The sequence below is a fragment of the Mesorhizobium sp. ESP-6-4 genome, assembly GCF_020164735.1.
In the GTDB taxonomy this organism is placed as follows: domain Bacteria; phylum Pseudomonadota; class Alphaproteobacteria; order Rhizobiales; family Rhizobiaceae; genus Mesorhizobium.
This window is the reverse complement of sequence record NZ_JAIUGS010000011.1, coordinates 77,601-91,360: the sequence shown is the minus strand read 5'-3', so window position 1 is coordinate 91,360 and position 13,760 is coordinate 77,601. Positions and strand designations below refer to the sequence as shown.

General features: G+C 64.1%; 15 protein-coding genes and 1 pseudogene. 7 read left to right on the top strand and 9 right to left on the bottom strand.

Annotation, left to right across the window (positions count from 1 at the left end; translation table 11 throughout):
- The first annotated feature begins 131 nt into the window (after positions 1 to 131).
- Positions 132 to 628 (top strand): annotated as a pseudogene (locus LB523_RS19915) (methyltransferase family protein).
- 146 nt (positions 629 to 774) lie between these two features.
- Here LB523_RS19915 and LB523_RS19910 read toward each other — a convergent pair.
- Both LB523_RS19910 and trxB read right to left on the bottom strand, forming a co-directional pair.
- Complete coding sequence (locus LB523_RS19910; RefSeq protein ID WP_095766582.1) at positions 775 to 1,671, bottom strand: LysR family transcriptional regulator; 897 nt, start codon at positions 1,669 to 1,671, stop codon at positions 775 to 777.
- Between the two features lie 71 nt (positions 1,672 to 1,742).
- A complete protein-coding gene (gene trxB / locus LB523_RS19905) occupies positions 1,743 to 2,717 on the bottom strand; it encodes a thioredoxin-disulfide reductase (RefSeq protein WP_224531307.1) in 975 nt (324 codons plus the stop codon).
- Between the two features lie 275 nt (positions 2,718 to 2,992).
- Here trxB and LB523_RS19900 point away from each other — a divergent pair, with 275 nt between their 5' ends.
- Positions 2,993 to 3,469 (top strand): Lrp/AsnC family transcriptional regulator, encoded by a 477-nt coding sequence (locus LB523_RS19900; RefSeq protein WP_224606199.1) that lies wholly within the window; start codon positions 2,993 to 2,995, stop codon positions 3,467 to 3,469.
- A 69-nt stretch (positions 3,470 to 3,538) separates the two neighbouring features.
- On the opposite strand, the gene LB523_RS19895 is transcribed toward LB523_RS19900, so the two are convergent.
- The 5 genes from LB523_RS19895 to LB523_RS19875 all read right to left on the bottom strand — a co-directional run bounded on the left by LB523_RS19895 (position 3,539) and on the right by LB523_RS19875 (position 7,532).
- The gene (locus LB523_RS19895; RefSeq protein ID WP_224606197.1) at positions 3,539 to 4,168 is read right to left on the bottom strand and encodes an HAD family hydrolase; all 630 of its coding nucleotides are present in this window, start codon (positions 4,166 to 4,168) and stop codon (positions 3,539 to 3,541) included.
- Positions 4,161 to 4,733, bottom strand: a complete 573-nt coding sequence (locus tag LB523_RS19890) for an SIS domain-containing protein (protein WP_224606194.1) — start codon at positions 4,731 to 4,733, stop codon at positions 4,161 to 4,163. Before LB523_RS19890 ends, LB523_RS19895 begins: the two co-directional genes overlap by 8 nt.
- A 7-nt stretch (positions 4,734 to 4,740) precedes the next feature.
- Entirely contained in the window at positions 4,741 to 6,225 is a 1,485-nt protein-coding gene (gene rfaE1 / locus LB523_RS19885; RefSeq protein WP_224606191.1) for a D-glycero-beta-D-manno-heptose-7-phosphate kinase, read from the bottom strand.
- 152 nt (positions 6,226 to 6,377) lie between these two features.
- A complete protein-coding gene (locus LB523_RS19880) occupies positions 6,378 to 7,010 on the bottom strand; it encodes a LysE family translocator (protein WP_224606187.1) in 633 nt (210 codons plus the stop codon).
- 63 nt (positions 7,011 to 7,073) lie between these two features.
- Positions 7,074 to 7,532 carry a thioesterase family protein gene (locus LB523_RS19875; RefSeq protein WP_224606184.1) on the bottom strand — a complete coding sequence of 153 codons (459 nt, stop codon included), beginning with the start codon at positions 7,530 to 7,532 and terminating at the stop codon, positions 7,074 to 7,076.
- A gap of 163 nt (positions 7,533 to 7,695) precedes the next feature.
- Between LB523_RS19875 and rfaD the strand changes: the two genes are divergently transcribed.
- From rfaD to waaC, 3 genes are read left to right on the top strand one after another with little or no spacing between them, the layout of a single operon-like run.
- Complete coding sequence (gene rfaD, locus LB523_RS19870) at positions 7,696 to 8,646, top strand: ADP-glyceromanno-heptose 6-epimerase (protein ID WP_224606181.1); 951 nt, start codon at positions 7,696 to 7,698, stop codon at positions 8,644 to 8,646.
- Positions 8,619 to 9,626, top strand: a complete 1,008-nt coding sequence (gene waaF / locus LB523_RS19865) for a lipopolysaccharide heptosyltransferase II (RefSeq protein WP_224606178.1) — start codon at positions 8,619 to 8,621, stop codon at positions 9,624 to 9,626. Before rfaD ends, waaF begins: the two co-directional genes overlap by 28 nt.
- Complete coding sequence (gene waaC, locus LB523_RS19860) at positions 9,623 to 10,597, top strand: lipopolysaccharide heptosyltransferase I (protein ID WP_224606175.1); 975 nt, start codon at positions 9,623 to 9,625, stop codon at positions 10,595 to 10,597. Before waaF ends, waaC begins: the two co-directional genes overlap by 4 nt.
- A gap of 140 nt (positions 10,598 to 10,737) precedes the next feature.
- On the opposite strand, the gene greA is transcribed toward waaC, so the two are convergent.
- On the bottom strand, positions 10,738 to 11,211 hold the full coding sequence (gene greA / locus LB523_RS19855) for a transcription elongation factor GreA (protein ID WP_095766573.1): 474 nt from the start codon (positions 11,209 to 11,211) through the stop codon (positions 10,738 to 10,740).
- A 261-nt stretch (positions 11,212 to 11,472) separates the two neighbouring features.
- On the bottom strand, positions 11,473 to 12,009 hold the full coding sequence (locus tag LB523_RS19850) for a tetratricopeptide repeat protein (RefSeq protein ID WP_095766572.1): 537 nt from the start codon (positions 12,007 to 12,009) through the stop codon (positions 11,473 to 11,475).
- Between the two features lie 178 nt (positions 12,010 to 12,187).
- Between LB523_RS19850 and LB523_RS19845 the strand changes: the two genes are divergently transcribed.
- Both LB523_RS19845 and LB523_RS19840 read left to right on the top strand, forming a co-directional pair.
- Complete coding sequence (locus LB523_RS19845) at positions 12,188 to 12,613, top strand: DUF3775 domain-containing protein (protein WP_095766571.1); 426 nt, start codon at positions 12,188 to 12,190, stop codon at positions 12,611 to 12,613.
- Positions 12,614 to 12,745: 132 nt separating this feature from the next.
- Positions 12,746 to 13,735, top strand: a complete 990-nt coding sequence (locus LB523_RS19840; RefSeq protein WP_224606171.1) for an extensin family protein — start codon at positions 12,746 to 12,748, stop codon at positions 13,733 to 13,735.
- The last annotated feature ends 25 nt before the right edge of the window (positions 13,736 to 13,760 follow it).

Sequence of the window (13,760 nt, the reverse complement as noted above, 5' to 3'; positions counted from 1 at the left end):
TCCGACGCGTTTCCGGCGCTAAAGCGACTGCTTAAAAGCAAACCGAGCCGATTTTGCTCAGAAATATGCGAGTCGGCGAAATGATGTCGATTTCGGCAGGCCGAGTTTATTTTTACGGCAGGAGACCGATGATGCGAACTTTTTCAGCAATCGCCGGCAGCGCGCTGTTCCTGATCGCAGCGCCGGGCGTCGTCGCCGGCTTGGCGCCGTGGCTGCTGACCGACCATTATCGCAAACCTCTGTCGGCCCTGCCTGGCTTCGTGGCTGTGGGCTCGATTCTTGTGATCGGAGCGGCCGCCATCCTGCTTCATGCCTTCGCCCGCTTTGCCCTCGAGGGTCTGGGCACGCCCGCTCCCGTGGCGCCGACCGAGAAACTGGTCGTCGGCGGCGTCTACCGCCATGTGCGCAATCCCATGATGTGGCGGTGTTGTCGATCATCCTCGGCCAGGCGCTGATCTTTTCGAGTTGGGCGGTGCTGGCCTACGGCCTCATCGCCGCGGCGGCGATGATCTCCTTCGTCAAGCTCTATGAAGAGCCGACGCTCGCCAACCGCTATGGCGAAGAATACGAGGTCTACCGCCGCGCCGTGCCCGGCTGGCTGCCGCGCCTGAAACCCTGGCGCGGATAAGCCGCCCTTTCCGAGAGGGGTGCCGATATTCAGGTCAGGCCGAGTCGAGAACGGTAGGCTCCGAGAACCGGAACGGAGCGTACTTCAGTACGTGAGTACCGGAAGCGCAGGAGCCTGCCGTTCGCAGGCCGGCCTCACCTGAATATTCAGTAAGACCAGCTGCGCGCCTTGGCGATGATAAAGTCGCGAAACACGTGCAGCTTCGCCTGGTTCTTCATCGCGTCGGGATAGGCGAAATAGGTGTCGAAGGACGGCACCTCGGTCTCCGGCAGCAGCTGCACCAGGTTCGTGTCCTTATTGATCACATAGTCCGGCAGCATGGCGATGCCGGCGCCGCCCTGCACCGCCCGCTTGATCGACAGGATGTCGTTGATCTGCAGCGTCGGCACCCGCTGCCCGCCCTCGAAATCGCCGACCGTCTCCAGCCAGTTCAGCTCCGACAGATGCGAGGGCACCGGCAGGCCGAAAGTGACGATGCGGTGGTTCCGGAGCTCGGCAATCGAGGCCGGCCTGCCGAACTTGGCGATATAGGACGGCGCCGCATAGAGGTGGAAATGCACCGTGAACAGCCGGCGCTGGATAAGGTCGGGCTGCTGTGGCTGGCGCAGCCGGATCGCGCAATCGGCCTGGCGCATGGTGAGATCGAGCTCCTCATTGGCCAGGATCAGCTGCAGGCTGATCTCGGGATAGAGCTCAATGAATTCCTGCACGCGCTCGGTCAGCCAGCCGGCGCCCAGGCCGACCGTGGTCGTCACCCTGAGCACGCCCGACGGCCGATCCTTGGTCTCTGTGAGCCGCGTCTTGATGGTTTCCAGCTTCATCAGCACGTCATGCGCCGTGCGGAACAGCATCTCGCCCTGCTCGGTCAGCACCAGGCCGCGCGCATGGCGGTGGAACAGTGCAACGCCGACGTCATGCTCCAGCGCGCTGACCTGCCGCGAGATAGCCGATTGCGACAGATGCAGCGTCTCGGCAGCATGGGTGAACGACCCAGCCTCCGCCGCTGCGTGAAATACGCGTAGCTTGTCCCAGTCCAGCGCCATGATTCCCCTCGCGTTGCCTTTGGCGTCTGAATGAAAAATCAGGCTTTTAAACGGCTCTTTTCAGCCGATTGTCATTCCGCCGCTTCGCGGTGAACCTCGATGCCCGCCAGATATTTTTCCGCCTCGAGCGCGGCCATGCAGCCAAGCCCGGCCGCCGTCACCGCCTGGCGGTAGACGTCGTCGGTGACGTCGCCGGCGGCGAACACGCCGGGCACGTCGGTGCGGGTGGAATCGGGCGCCGTCCACAGATAGCCGTTCGGCTTCTGCTTCAGCTTGCCCACGAAGAGCTCGACCGCCGGCGCATGGCCGATCGCAACGAACACGCCGTCGACCGGCAGCTTCGATTCCTGGCCGGTCACCACGTTGCGCAGCGTCAGGCCCTCGACCGAGGGCGGCAGCGGCGCCTTGCCCGGCCGTCCGGTGATCTCGTCGACGACCGTGTCCCAGATGACGCGGACATTGTCCCTCTTGAGCAGCCGCTCGCGCAGGATGCGCTCGGCGCGGAAGTCGCTGCGCCGGTGGATGACGGTGACGCTCTTGGCGAGGTTCGACAGATAGAGCGCCTCCTCGACCGCGGAATTGCCGCCGCCCACCACCGCGACGTCCTTGCCGCGGTAGAAGAAGCCGTCGCAGGTGGCGCAGGCCGAAACGCCGAACCCCATGAAGGTCTGCTCCGACGGGATGCCCAGCCACTTCGCCTGCGCGCCGGTGGCGATGATCAAGGCGTCCGCGGTGTAGACGGTGCCGGAATCGCCTGTGGCGCGGAACGGCCGCACATTGAGATCGACCTCGGTGATGATGTCGTTGATGATGTCGGTGCCGACATGCTCGGCCTGCTTGAGCATCTGCTCCATCAGCCATGGACCCTGGATCGGATCGGCGAAGCCCGGATAGTTTTCCACGTCGGTGGTGATCATCAATTGGCCGCCCTGCTGCAGGCCGGCGACCAGCATCGGCTTCAGCATGGCGCGCGCGGCATAGACCGCCGCCGTGTAGCCGGCCGGGCCGGAACCGATGATGAGAACGGGCGCATGTTTGGTGTTCATGAAAGTCCCCTGCGGCGCGCAGCCGTGGTTTGTCGCGGGTAATGTAAGTGTTGCCCGTGAGACCAGCAAGGCAAGTTGGCTTTCGTCCCCGGAAAGCTTCGTTCCTCGCATATCGGGCATATCGCCGCCCCTCACCGATGCATGTCATCCGGAGGTATGCGCGGCTCTGGCATCACCGCATGCATCAAAAGAAGGAGAAAATCATCGTAAAGGGATGGCCTCCCAGGCGAAACCAAATTACAAAATCGCGAAAGATTCTTGCGCGAAAGCCGTCCATGCCGCTCAAAGCCGACCTCGATGCCATCGACTGGAAGATCCTGCGCGAACTGCAGGCCGACGGCCGCATGACCAATGTCGAATTGTCCAACCGGGTCGGCATTTCGGCGCCGCCCTGCCTGCGCCGTGTCAGGCGGCTGGAAGAGGCCGGCATCATCCGCGGTTACCGCGCGCTGCTGAACGCGCCGGCGCTCGGCATGGATGTCGTCGCCTTCTGCCTGATCGGCCTGCATCATCAGGCCGATGCCGAACTGAAGACCTTCGCCGAGCGCACGCGCGGCTGGCCGATCGTGCGCGACGCCTGGATGGTTTCGGGCGAATCCGATTTCCTGCTGCATTGCGTGGCGAGTGACCTCGGCACCTTTCAGACCTTCGTTATCGAGGAACTGGCGTCGGCCCCGAATGTGGACACGGTACGCACCGCCTTGACGATCCGCCGGGTCAAGGACGAAGGGCTGGTGGCTTTTCCAAGTTAATGTGCCGGCTTCCGGAAATTCGCCTGCGCAAACAAAGGGCTTAGCGTAGGGTTTTGAATCAATCCGCGATCAGAGCGACCGTATCGCGGCAAGCAGTCCCTCAAGGTCCGTGGCGCCGCGCAACGGCGAAACCGAAAACCCGCCTATCGTCGAGCCGTCGCCGTCCACCAGCCAGCCACGCGCAAGGCCGGCGCGCTGGCCGGCTTCCATATCGGCCGGCTTGTCGCCGACGATCAGCGATCGGCTGAGATCGAGGCCGAGGCGGCGCCCCGCCTCCAGCAGCATGCCCGGGTTGGGCTTGCGCATCGGATGATCGGCAACCGCCAACGCGCCCCTGCCGGCTTCGTGGTAGGCGCAGGCAAGCACTATGTCGACGAAGGCATTTTTCTCAGCCAGCAGCTCGAGCACACGCCCATTGACCCGCGCGAACGCGTCCCAGCCGAAATAGCCGCGCGCGATGCCGGACTGGTTGGTGATGACAACGACCGGAATGCTGCGCTCGTTCGCGGCCTCGATGGCCGGCGCGATGCCCTCGCGCAGCACCATGGTCGCCGGAACGTCTGGATAGCCGGTATCGACATTGATGGTGCCGTCGCGATCGAGGAACAGCGCCGGCCGGCCGGCCGGAAACGTCCTGTCACCGACCCGCTCGACCCAAAGGCCCGGCCCGGCCAGTGGAAAGCCATCGCTTTCAGCCATTGCTGAGGCGCGCTTCGACAGCCTCGCACAGATGGTGATAGAGGCACAAATGCCCCTGCTGAATGATCGGCGTCGAGGTCGACGGCACGTTGAGCAGGATATCCGTCAGCGGCTTGAGCTTGCCGCCGGTCTCGCCGGTGAGGCTGATAACCGTCATGCCCATCGCCCGCGCCTGCTCGGCGGCGGCAAGGATGCTCGGCGAATTGCCGCTGGTGGAAATGGCGAGCAGCACCGCGCCTTCCGATCCATGCGCCTCGACCTGGCGCGAGAACACGGTGTCGAAGCCGTAGTCGTTGCCCCAGGCGGTCAGCACCGCGGCGTTGGCCGGCAGCGCGATGACGTTATAGGCCTTGCGCTCCTTCAGGAAGCGGCCGACCAGTTCTCCTGCGATGTGAATGGCGTCGCTGGCCGAGCCGCCATTGCCGCAGATAAGCAGCGCCTTGCCTTGCGACAGCGCCCCCACAACGGTGCTCACGGCCCGTTCCATCTCGCCGGTGAGGTCGCGCTCGACCATCGCCGAGATCGCCGCCGCGGAGCGGACCAGGTAGTCGTTCAAATCGGACATGAGACCCTCAGTTTGCGGCACGCAGCTTGCCGATCGTGTTCGTCGTGCTCTTGCCGGCGACAAGGTCGACCAGCACCACGCGCCCGCCCGCCTTCTGCACCACGTCGGCGCCGACCACGGTCTCGATCGTGTAATCCGCGCCCTTGACCAGTATGTCCGGCAAAAGCGCCTCGATGAGCTTCAGCGGCGTGTCTTCCTCGAAGACGACGACGGCATCGACCGAGGCAAGTGCTGCCAGCACGCAGGCGCGGTCATGCTGGTTATTGACGGGCCGCCCAGGCCCTTTCAGCCGGTGCACCGAGGCGTCGCTGTTGAGGCCGAGCACCAGCCGGTCGCACTGGCTGCGCGCGGCATGCAGCAGGCTGACATGGCCGGCATGCAGTATGTCGAAGCAGCCATTGGTAAAGCCGACAGTCAGGCCCTCTTCCTTCCAGGCGGCAACCATCCTGGCCGCGGCATTGGCGTCGAGAATGGCATCGGTATGAGCCGTCGGCCCGTGCGAGCGGAACAGCGCGCCGGATAGTTCCTCGACGTTGAGCCGCGCCGTGCCGCGCTTGCCGACCACGACGCCGCCGGCCGCGTTGGCGATGACCGCCGCATGCACCCGGTCGGCGCCGGCGGCGAGCGACAGCGCGAAACTCGCGATGACCGTGTCGCCGGCACCGGAGACGTCGAAGACTTCGCGCGCCTGGGTGGAGATGTGGCGGGCGTCCTCGGCGGAGACCACGCTCATGCCCTTCTCGCTGCGCGTGGCGACGATGAACTCGAAATCATGCGTGGCGATCAGGTCGCGCGCCGCCGCCACGATCTCGTCATCGCCGAAGACCTTGCGCCCGACCGCCTCGCCAAGCTCCTTGCGGTTCGGCGTCACAGCCGTGGCGCCGGCATAGCGCGCATAGTCGCGTCCCTTCGGATCGACCAGCACCGGCTTGCCGGCATCGCGGCAGATTGCGATCAGCTCGCCGGCGACGCCGTCGAGCAGGATGCCCTTGCCGTAATCGGAGAGGATGACGATGTCGGCGCGGCCAAGCGCCGCCTGGAAATGATCGATGAGCTTCGCCCGCTCGGCCCCGGTGAGCGGCTTGATCTCTTCCTCGTCGAACCGCAGCACCTGCTGGTTGAGCGCGCTGAAGCGGCTTTTCGACGAGGTCATGCGGTCCTGGCGCTGCAGGAGCCCGTCGGTATCGACGCCGATCTCGCTGAGCATGCGCATCAGATTGTCGCCGGCCTGGTCGGCACCGATCACCGACACGGGAATGGCGGCCGCGCCCAACGAAACGATGTTGGAGACGACATTGCCGGCGCCGCCGATGTTCAACGCCTCGCCCTTTCCATGCAGCACGGGAATGGGAGCTTCCGGCGAGATGCGCTCGATCACCCCGCTGACGAAACGGTCCAGGATGAAATCGCCCACCACCAGCACGGTGACGTCGCCGAACCGGGCGATAGTGCGATGCAAAGGTTCCGGAGAAGGCAGATGGTGCTTGATCATCTCGCTCGAGCTATGCCTGAAGACGGCCGGACTTGATTAGGTTTCAGCGCCGGAATTGTGGCGCGGGCTGTTCAAAGCGATGCCGATATACCGCAATTCGGGCGAGCGCAACGGCAGCCCGGCGCGGACCTTAGCCGGAGCCGGGTTGGCAATCAGCTCCTCTGCAGGGCGACGTGGACGCCGAGGCCGACCAGCACGGCGCCGCCCGCTCGCTGCATCAGGCGCTGCGCGCGTCCCGAACGCCGCAGCCGCGCTATCATCGCGCCGGCAAGGAATACGCACATGACGTCGGCGGAGGAGAACATCAGGTTGACGATGGTTCCAAGCACGACGAACTGCAGCCAGACCGGAAACGCCGCCGAAGCATCGATGAATTGCGGCAGGAACGCCATGAAGAAGATCGCCGTCTTCGGATTGAGCACCTCGACGGTGATGCTTTCGAAAAAGGCGCGCCGGGCCGATTTCCGCTCGATGGCGGGCAGAGCCATATCGCCGTCCGCCCGTTTGCGGAACATGGCAACGCCGAGCCAGACCAGATAAAGCGCGCCGATCAGCTTGACCGCCAGGTACAGCGGCGGCACGGCGTGAAACAGGACGGACAGGCCGGCAGCGGCCGCGAAGACATGCACATAGCCGCCGAGATGGATGCCGAGTGCCGCCGTCAGCCCAGACCAGCGCCCGCGCGCCATCGTCTGCGCAGCGGCGTAGAGCATGGCAGGACCGGGGATGTAGGCGAAGATCGCCGTGGTGGCGAAGAAAGCGATGAGCAGTTCGGTCGACGGCATCTTGTTCCCTCACGCTACGCCAGGTGGCGAAGGCCGAACTGAAGCCGTAGCTTTGCGGCCTCGCTATGACAAAGAACCTGTCTGCCCGGATTTGGTCAAGACACGCGCCATGAACTTGTCATGGTCGATCACCGCGCGCTCATGCAGACCTTCCCCGATCAGTCCGCCCTCGTCGGTGCATGACACCTTGAAGCGCAATTTTCGCCCTTTCACGGCGACAAGCTCGACATCGGCGGTGACCATCATGCCGACGGGGGTGGCGGCGACATGGCTGACGTCGACATGGGTGCCGACGGTTCTCTCGTGGCTGCCAAGGAACGGGCGCAAGGCCTCGATGCACGCCCATTCAATGAAGCCGACCATGAAGGCGGTGGCGAAAACCGGTGGCATGTCGCCAAAACCCGCAAAGGCGGGCGTCATGGCAGGCACCGTCAGGGTGTCATCGACCCGCAGGATTTGACGATGGCGGAGGCCGGGCTTTAGATCGGACGTCACTGTTGCACCACGAGCAAGGACCCGCACCGGCGGCCTTTCGCCGCGGTGCTCGCAAGCAGCTTATCCCGAAAGCCCTTCCGCCGATCTATCCCTACGTTCGTCGTACCCGCGGCTGGCGAGCTTTATCGACAGCCCAGCCCACCTCCCCTATAAGGGCCGGAATCGGCAACGGAGCGAGGCTGAAGAAAGCATGATCATCGTCACGGGCGGCGCCGGCATGATCGGCTCCAACATCGTCGCCGCTCTCAATGCCGAGGGCCATGACGACATCGTCGTCGTCGACGATCTCACCGACGGCCACAAGATCGCCAACCTTGCCGACCTTCGCATCGCCGACTATTTCGACAAGGACGATTTTCTCGCCCGGCTCGAGGACGGCGCGCTCGGCCGCATCGAAGCCGTCTTCCATCAAGGCGCCTGCTCGACCACCACAGAGTGGAACGGCAAGTTCATGATGGAGGTGAACTACGCCTATTCAAAACGGCTGCTGCATGCCTGCCTGAAGCTGCGCGTGCCCTTCCTCTACGCCTCGTCGGCTTCGGTCTATGGCGGCGGCAGCGAGTTTCGCGAGGAGCCCGAGTTCGAGCGTCCCCTCAACGCCTATGCCTATTCGAAGAAGTTGTTCGACGACTACGTCCGCCGCAACGTCTTCGATACCGATCATTCGCAAGTGGCGGGCCTGCGCTATTTCAATGTCTATGGGCCGCGCGAGGCGCACAAGGGCGCCATGGCCTCGGTCGCCTTCCATCTGTTCAACCAGGTCGAGCGTGGCGAAAACCCGAAGCTGTTCGGCGCCTATGGCGACTTCGGACCCGGCGAGCAGAGCCGCGACTTCATTCATGTCGGCGATGTGGCCGACGTCAATCTGTGGCTGTGGAAGCGCGGCGCGAGCGGCATCTTCAATTGCGGCACCGGCCGCGCCCAGCCGTTCCGGGCGATTGCCGAGACGGTGATCGACACCCTGGGCAAGGGCGAGATTGAATTCATCCCCTTCCCCGACCATCTCAAGGGCAGCTACCAGAGTTTCACGCAGGCTGATATGTCCCGCTTGCGCGCGGCCGGCTACAATGGCCAATTCCGCACAGTCGAAACCGGCGTCAGGGACTATGTCGAATGGCTGAAGGCCCAACGATCCTCGTGATCGGCCCACGCTGGGTGGGCGACATGGTCATGGCGCAGTGCCTGTTTGCGGCGCTGAAGGAAAAACATCCGAACGCGGCCATCGATGTGCTGGCGCCGGCCTGGGCGGCCCCGCTGGTCAAGCGCATGCCCGAGATACGCAGCCAGATCGACTTTCCTTTGATGCCGGGAGCGCTCGAATTCCGCAGCCGCAGGCGCTTCGGCCGCCTGCTGCGCGGCCGCTACGACATGGCCTATGTGCTGCCGGGGAGCTGGAAATCGGCGCTGATCCCGTTCTTCGCCCGCATCCCACATCGCGTCGGCAATCTGCGCGAGATGCGCTACGGCCTGCTGACGGATGTCGTACCCCTGCCCGAAGCGCTGAAGCGGCGCACCGCACGCGCCTATTTCGGCCTCGCGCGCGGCGGCACTTTTCGCGCGCCGCGTCTTACCGTCGACAAGGCCAACCAGGCCGATCTGCTGGTGCGCTTCGGGCTGACCGGGAAGAAATTTGTGGCGCTCATGCCCGGCGCCGAATTCGGCCCGGCAAAACGCTGGCCGAGCGATCGCTATGCCGGGCTTGCCCGAGACCTGATGGCCAAGGGCTTGGGCGTCGCGCTGCTCGGCTCGAAGAACGATGCCGACGTGACCAGCGAGATTGCAGCCCTTGCGCCGGGTGCCGTCGACCTTGCCGGCAAGACACGCCTCGAGGACGCCATCGACCTGATCGCCGCGGCGAAGCTTGCGGTCTCGAACGACAGCGGGCTGATGCATGTCGCCGCCGCCGTCGGCACGCCGATCGTTGCCGTCTATGGTTCGACCTCGCCGGAAAACACGCCGCCTCTCAGCGAGCGTTCCGAGCTGATCTGGCTGCATCTGTCCTGCTCGCCCTGCCACAAGAAGGTCTGCCCGCTTGGCCATCTCAACTGCCTGAACACGCTCGATGTCGCGCGCGTCACCGCCGCGGCCGACCGCTTGCTCAAGGTTCCGGCAGCGGCATGAAAGTGCTGATCGTCAAGACATCGTCGATGGGCGATGTCATCCACACTTTTCCCGCCATCGAGGACGCGGTGCGCAATCGCCCCGATATAGATTTCGATTGGTGCGTGGAGGAGCCGTTTGCCGGTATCGTGGCTCTGCATCCGGCGATCGGCACCATTCACAAGGTGGCGGTCCGGCGCTGGCGCAAGCGGCTTCTCGACGGAGCCACGTGGCGCGAGATGACCGGACTGCGCGGAGCGCTCCGCGCCTCCCGCCACGATCTGGTCATCGATGCGCAGGGCTTATTGAAATCGGCCCTGGTCGCGATCCAGGCCGGCGCGCCGATTGCCGGCTTCGATCGGGCGAGCGCCCGCGAGCCGTCGGCGACGCTGTTTTATCGACACAGATATGCGGTGCCGCGTGACCTGCACGCCATCGAGCGCACCAGACGGCTGTTCGGGCTGGCGCTTGGCTATCAGCCCGACCTGTCGACGCTTCGCTCAGGCATCGTGCCGCCGGCGGGCAACCTGCCTGGCATCGACGGGCAGACCGCCTTCCTGCTGCACGGCACCAGCCGCGAGGACAAGAAATGGCCGGTCGAGGACTGGATCGAAACCGCGCGCCGACTGACCGACCGGCAGTTCACACCAGTGGTCACCTGGTCGAATGAGGCGGAAAAGAATGTGGCGAAAGCCGTTGCCAGTGCGGTGCCAGGGACGGTGTTGGTTGCGAAATCGCCGCTCGCGGATGTCGCCGCGATCCTTGGCCGCGCGGCGCTGGTCATCGGCGCCGACACCGGCCTCACCCACCTCGCCAGCGCCTTCGGCCTGCCGACCGTCGCCGTCTTCCTGGCGACGGAACCCGGTCTCACCGGCCCGCGCGGGCCTTTCGCATCGACCTTGCTTGCGCCTGCGGGCGGCAGGGTCACGCCGGCTGAGGTGATGGCGGAAGCGGAACGGCTGCTGGCGCTTAGTTCAAAGGCGCCAGCGTGAGGACCTTTTCAGAATTCGCTCTGGCGAGTCGAATGGCGTAGTTTTCGAGAACCGGAGCGGAGCGTACTTAAAGTACGTGAGCACCGGAAGCGCAGAAAACTACGCTAGTCGGCCGCCAGAGTAGAATTATCAAAAGGTCCTCAGATAAACTGCACCTGGACGATCTCGTACCCTCGGGCGCCGCCCGGAGCATTGACCTCGATGGCATCGCCGACTTCCTTGCCGATCAGCGCACGCGCGATCGGCGATGAAATCGAGATGCGGCCCGACTTCACGTCCGCCTCCTGGTCGCCGACGATCTGATAGGTCTTCTTTTCCTCGGTATCCTCGTCGACGAGCACGACGGTCGCGCCGAACTTGACCTTGTCGCCGCTGAGCTTGGAGACGTCGATGACCTCGGCGCGCGCAATCAGATCCTCGAGCTCGTTGATGCGGCCTTCATTGAGGCTCTGCGATTCTTTCGCCGCGTGATACTCGGCATTTTCGGAAAGGTCGCCATGCGAGCGCGCTTCGGAAATCGCCTCGATGATGCGAGGCCGCTCCTCCTGCTGGCGCCAGCGAAGTTCTTCCTTCAATGACGCGAACCCCTCGCCTGTCATCGGGACCTTGATCATAGCCTGACCTTTCTGCCGCCACCCCCGTTTTCGGGAGGGACCTTGTCAATAGGTACAAAAAGAAAACGGTCCGGCAGCCTCGGGCTAACGGAACCGTCTCACCACAATTTCCCTGAATATAGCGATCTTTGCGCGATTTTCACGCCCAAAAATTGAAGTTCGGCAAAATGATCACCGCTTTCGCGGGTCCGCGGCTGACGGCGAGCAATAAAAAACCGGCTGCGATTGCCCGCAGCCGGTTCGAGAGGCTTCGAGCCCTGTTCAGCTCCTCAGGAAATGATCGATCTGCTCGGACAGCATGCCGTATTCGCGCGAGCCCTTGCCGGTCCGCTTTTCGATTTCCTGGAGCTGCTGCTGCGCGCCGGCGAGATCGCCGATCTGCAGATGCGCCTCGCCGAGATATTCGCGCACCAGCGTGTAATTCGGGTCGATCCGCAGCGCTTCCTCGTAATAGCCGAGACCGACCGTGACGCGGCCCGAATGGCGGTGCGAATAGCCGAGATAATTGAGGATGCGCGGATCCTGCTTGTTGGCGGCGAGCGTCAGCACCGAGATCGCTTCGTCATAGCGTCCGGCCATCGCCAGATCGTGACCGGCCTCGTAGATGCTGTCGTCGTCCAGCATGCCATATTGCGGCTTTACGCATTTGTTCTTCTTCTTGTCCCAGACCTCGCCCTTCTTGCAGGTGGTGGTCGTCTGGCCACCGCTGCTGCCGCCTTCACCAGCCGCAAAAGCCGGCGCAACGAACAGCGGCAGCGCCGCAATAGCCATGACCTGAACAAGCAAACGTCTGCGCATCGAAGCCTCCGTGAGTGTGACAATGCCAGATTAACGCCGCCTTGGCGCGGTTTCATCCCGAAATGCGGGCGACTACCGAACTATTTTGAACAGGCCGGACAGAAGCCGATAGCTGCGGACGTGACGCGCGCTTTAATTCCGCTATCATCGGACCAAGCGCATCACGTGGAGAAGGACCGTGCAGCAGCGCCTCGAGAAGGAGTGGGAACTTTCGATCGATCCGGACACGGTGCGCCTGTTCATCCTCAAGGCGAAGGCGCTGAGTGCTGCCGTCAACGAGGACTATGATGACGGCGCTGAGCACGAGGTCGAGTTCGACGGCGACACGCATGACAGCCACCATCATGACGGCCTTGTCGAGGAAGCCTCGGAAGACCTGACCGGGGAAGAATTGCGCGAGCTGATCAACGATCTCAATATCGACGAAGCGGCCGAGCTCATCGCGCTCGCCTGGGTCGGGCGCGGTGACTATGAGGCATCCGAATGGACGGACGCGGTGGCCGCCGCCAGGGAGCGCCCCAGGAAGCGCGTGGCCAAATATCTGCTCGGGCTGCCGATGCTTGCCGACTGGCTGGAGGAAGGCCTTGAAGCCATCGGCGCGTAACGCGCCGGTAACCGATTGTGATCGGCAAGGCAGCCGATACAGGCAACTTCGCACCGCGACCGCCGTTTCCGGGCGATGGCAACGCTGAGCCTTTCACCACTTTGCAGATTGGCGCTGCCTGTGGCGGCTGCGATGTTGCTGGTTACGCCGGCCATGGCCAAGCATCATCATCGGCATAAAAGACATCTGCTGCCGGCCAGCCAGAGCGCCGCTCCGGCTCCGGAAACGCCGCCGGCGACCCCGGTTCCAGGATCGCGTCCGCAGGACCTGGACAACGGCACTGAGAAGTCCGGGCAAGGCAAGCCGCGCGCGGGCGGCAGCGACGACTTCCTCAACCAGCAGAAATCGCATCCGAAATGGGACGCCCGTCCGCCGCGTTCGAAGAGCGCTCAGTCCGCGCCACGGACGGAATTCGAGCCGCAGACGCCGGATGTTGTGCCGACGCCCCCGCAGAAGCCCACCGAACTGGAGCCTGAGCCGCCGGAAACCGCGCCGCAGCCAGCGGAGAAACCCGAACCGCCGGGCGAGGAAAAGATGCTTCCCGATCCGCGCTCGGCCGACATGCCGGCCGAAACGATGCCGGCGGAAGAAACCGCGTGCCGCGAGCGGCTGAAGGCTCTGGGCGTCGAGTTCGAGGAGCACAAGGCCGAGCACGATGCGGAAATCGGCTGCTCGATTCCCTATCCGATAATTCTGAAAACGCTGGGCAAGTCCATCGGCATCAGTCCCGGCACCGAGCTCAACTGCCAGATGGCCGAGGCGGCGGCGCGCTTCATGGCCGAAATCGTCCAGCCCACGGCAAAGGCCGAGCTCGGCGCCGATTTGAAGTCGATCGACCAGGGCTCGGCCTTTGTCTGCCGCCCGCGCAACGGCACCCGCAAACTGTCCGAACACGCCTTCGGCAACGCGCTCGACATCGCCAGCTTCACCTTGTCGGACGGGAGGAAGATCGAGGTCGGGCCGGCGCCGCCTGAGAAGGACGCAAAATTCCTCGACGCGGTGCGCAAGGCTGCCTGCGGGCCGTTCAAGACGGTGCTCGGACCAGGCGCCGATCCCGACCACGCGCTGCATTTCCATCTGGACCTGGAACCGCGCCGCCACGGCGGAACCTTCTGCCAATAGGTGAATTCCGGAAGTCTTGCCCGCG

What these genes read in the sequence shown, in the direction of transcription:
- LB523_RS19910 (WP_095766582.1), bottom strand. Translation starts at nt 1,671, where the DNA reads ATGGCGCTGGACTGGGACAAGCTACGCGTATTTCACGCAGCGGCGGAG.
- trxB (WP_224531307.1), bottom strand. Translation starts at nt 2,717, where the DNA reads ATGAACACCAAACATGCGCCCGTTCTCATCATCGGTTCCGGCCCGGCC.
- LB523_RS19900 (WP_224606199.1), top strand. Translation starts at nt 2,993, where the DNA reads ATGCCGCTCAAAGCCGACCTCGATGCCATCGACTGGAAGATCCTGCGC.
- LB523_RS19895 (WP_224606197.1), bottom strand. Translation starts at nt 4,168, where the DNA reads ATGGCTGAAAGCGATGGCTTTCCACTGGCCGGGCCGGGCCTTTGGGTC.
- LB523_RS19890 (WP_224606194.1), bottom strand. Translation starts at nt 4,733, where the DNA reads ATGTCCGATTTGAACGACTACCTGGTCCGCTCCGCGGCGGCGATCTCG.
- rfaE1 (WP_224606191.1), bottom strand. Translation starts at nt 6,225, where the DNA reads ATGATCAAGCACCATCTGCCTTCTCCGGAACCTTTGCATCGCACTATC.
- LB523_RS19880 (WP_224606187.1), bottom strand. Translation starts at nt 7,010, where the DNA reads ATGCCGTCGACCGAACTGCTCATCGCTTTCTTCGCCACCACGGCGATC.
- rfaD (WP_224606181.1), top strand. Translation starts at nt 7,696, where the DNA reads ATGATCATCGTCACGGGCGGCGCCGGCATGATCGGCTCCAACATCGTC.
- waaF (WP_224606178.1), top strand. Translation starts at nt 8,619, where the DNA reads ATGGCTGAAGGCCCAACGATCCTCGTGATCGGCCCACGCTGGGTGGGC.
- waaC (WP_224606175.1), top strand. Translation starts at nt 9,623, where the DNA reads ATGAAAGTGCTGATCGTCAAGACATCGTCGATGGGCGATGTCATCCAC.
- greA (WP_095766573.1), bottom strand. Translation starts at nt 11,211, where the DNA reads ATGATCAAGGTCCCGATGACAGGCGAGGGGTTCGCGTCATTGAAGGAA.
- LB523_RS19850 (WP_095766572.1), bottom strand. Translation starts at nt 12,009, where the DNA reads ATGCGCAGACGTTTGCTTGTTCAGGTCATGGCTATTGCGGCGCTGCCG.
- LB523_RS19840 (WP_224606171.1), top strand. Translation starts at nt 12,746, where the DNA reads ATGTTGCTGGTTACGCCGGCCATGGCCAAGCATCATCATCGGCATAAA.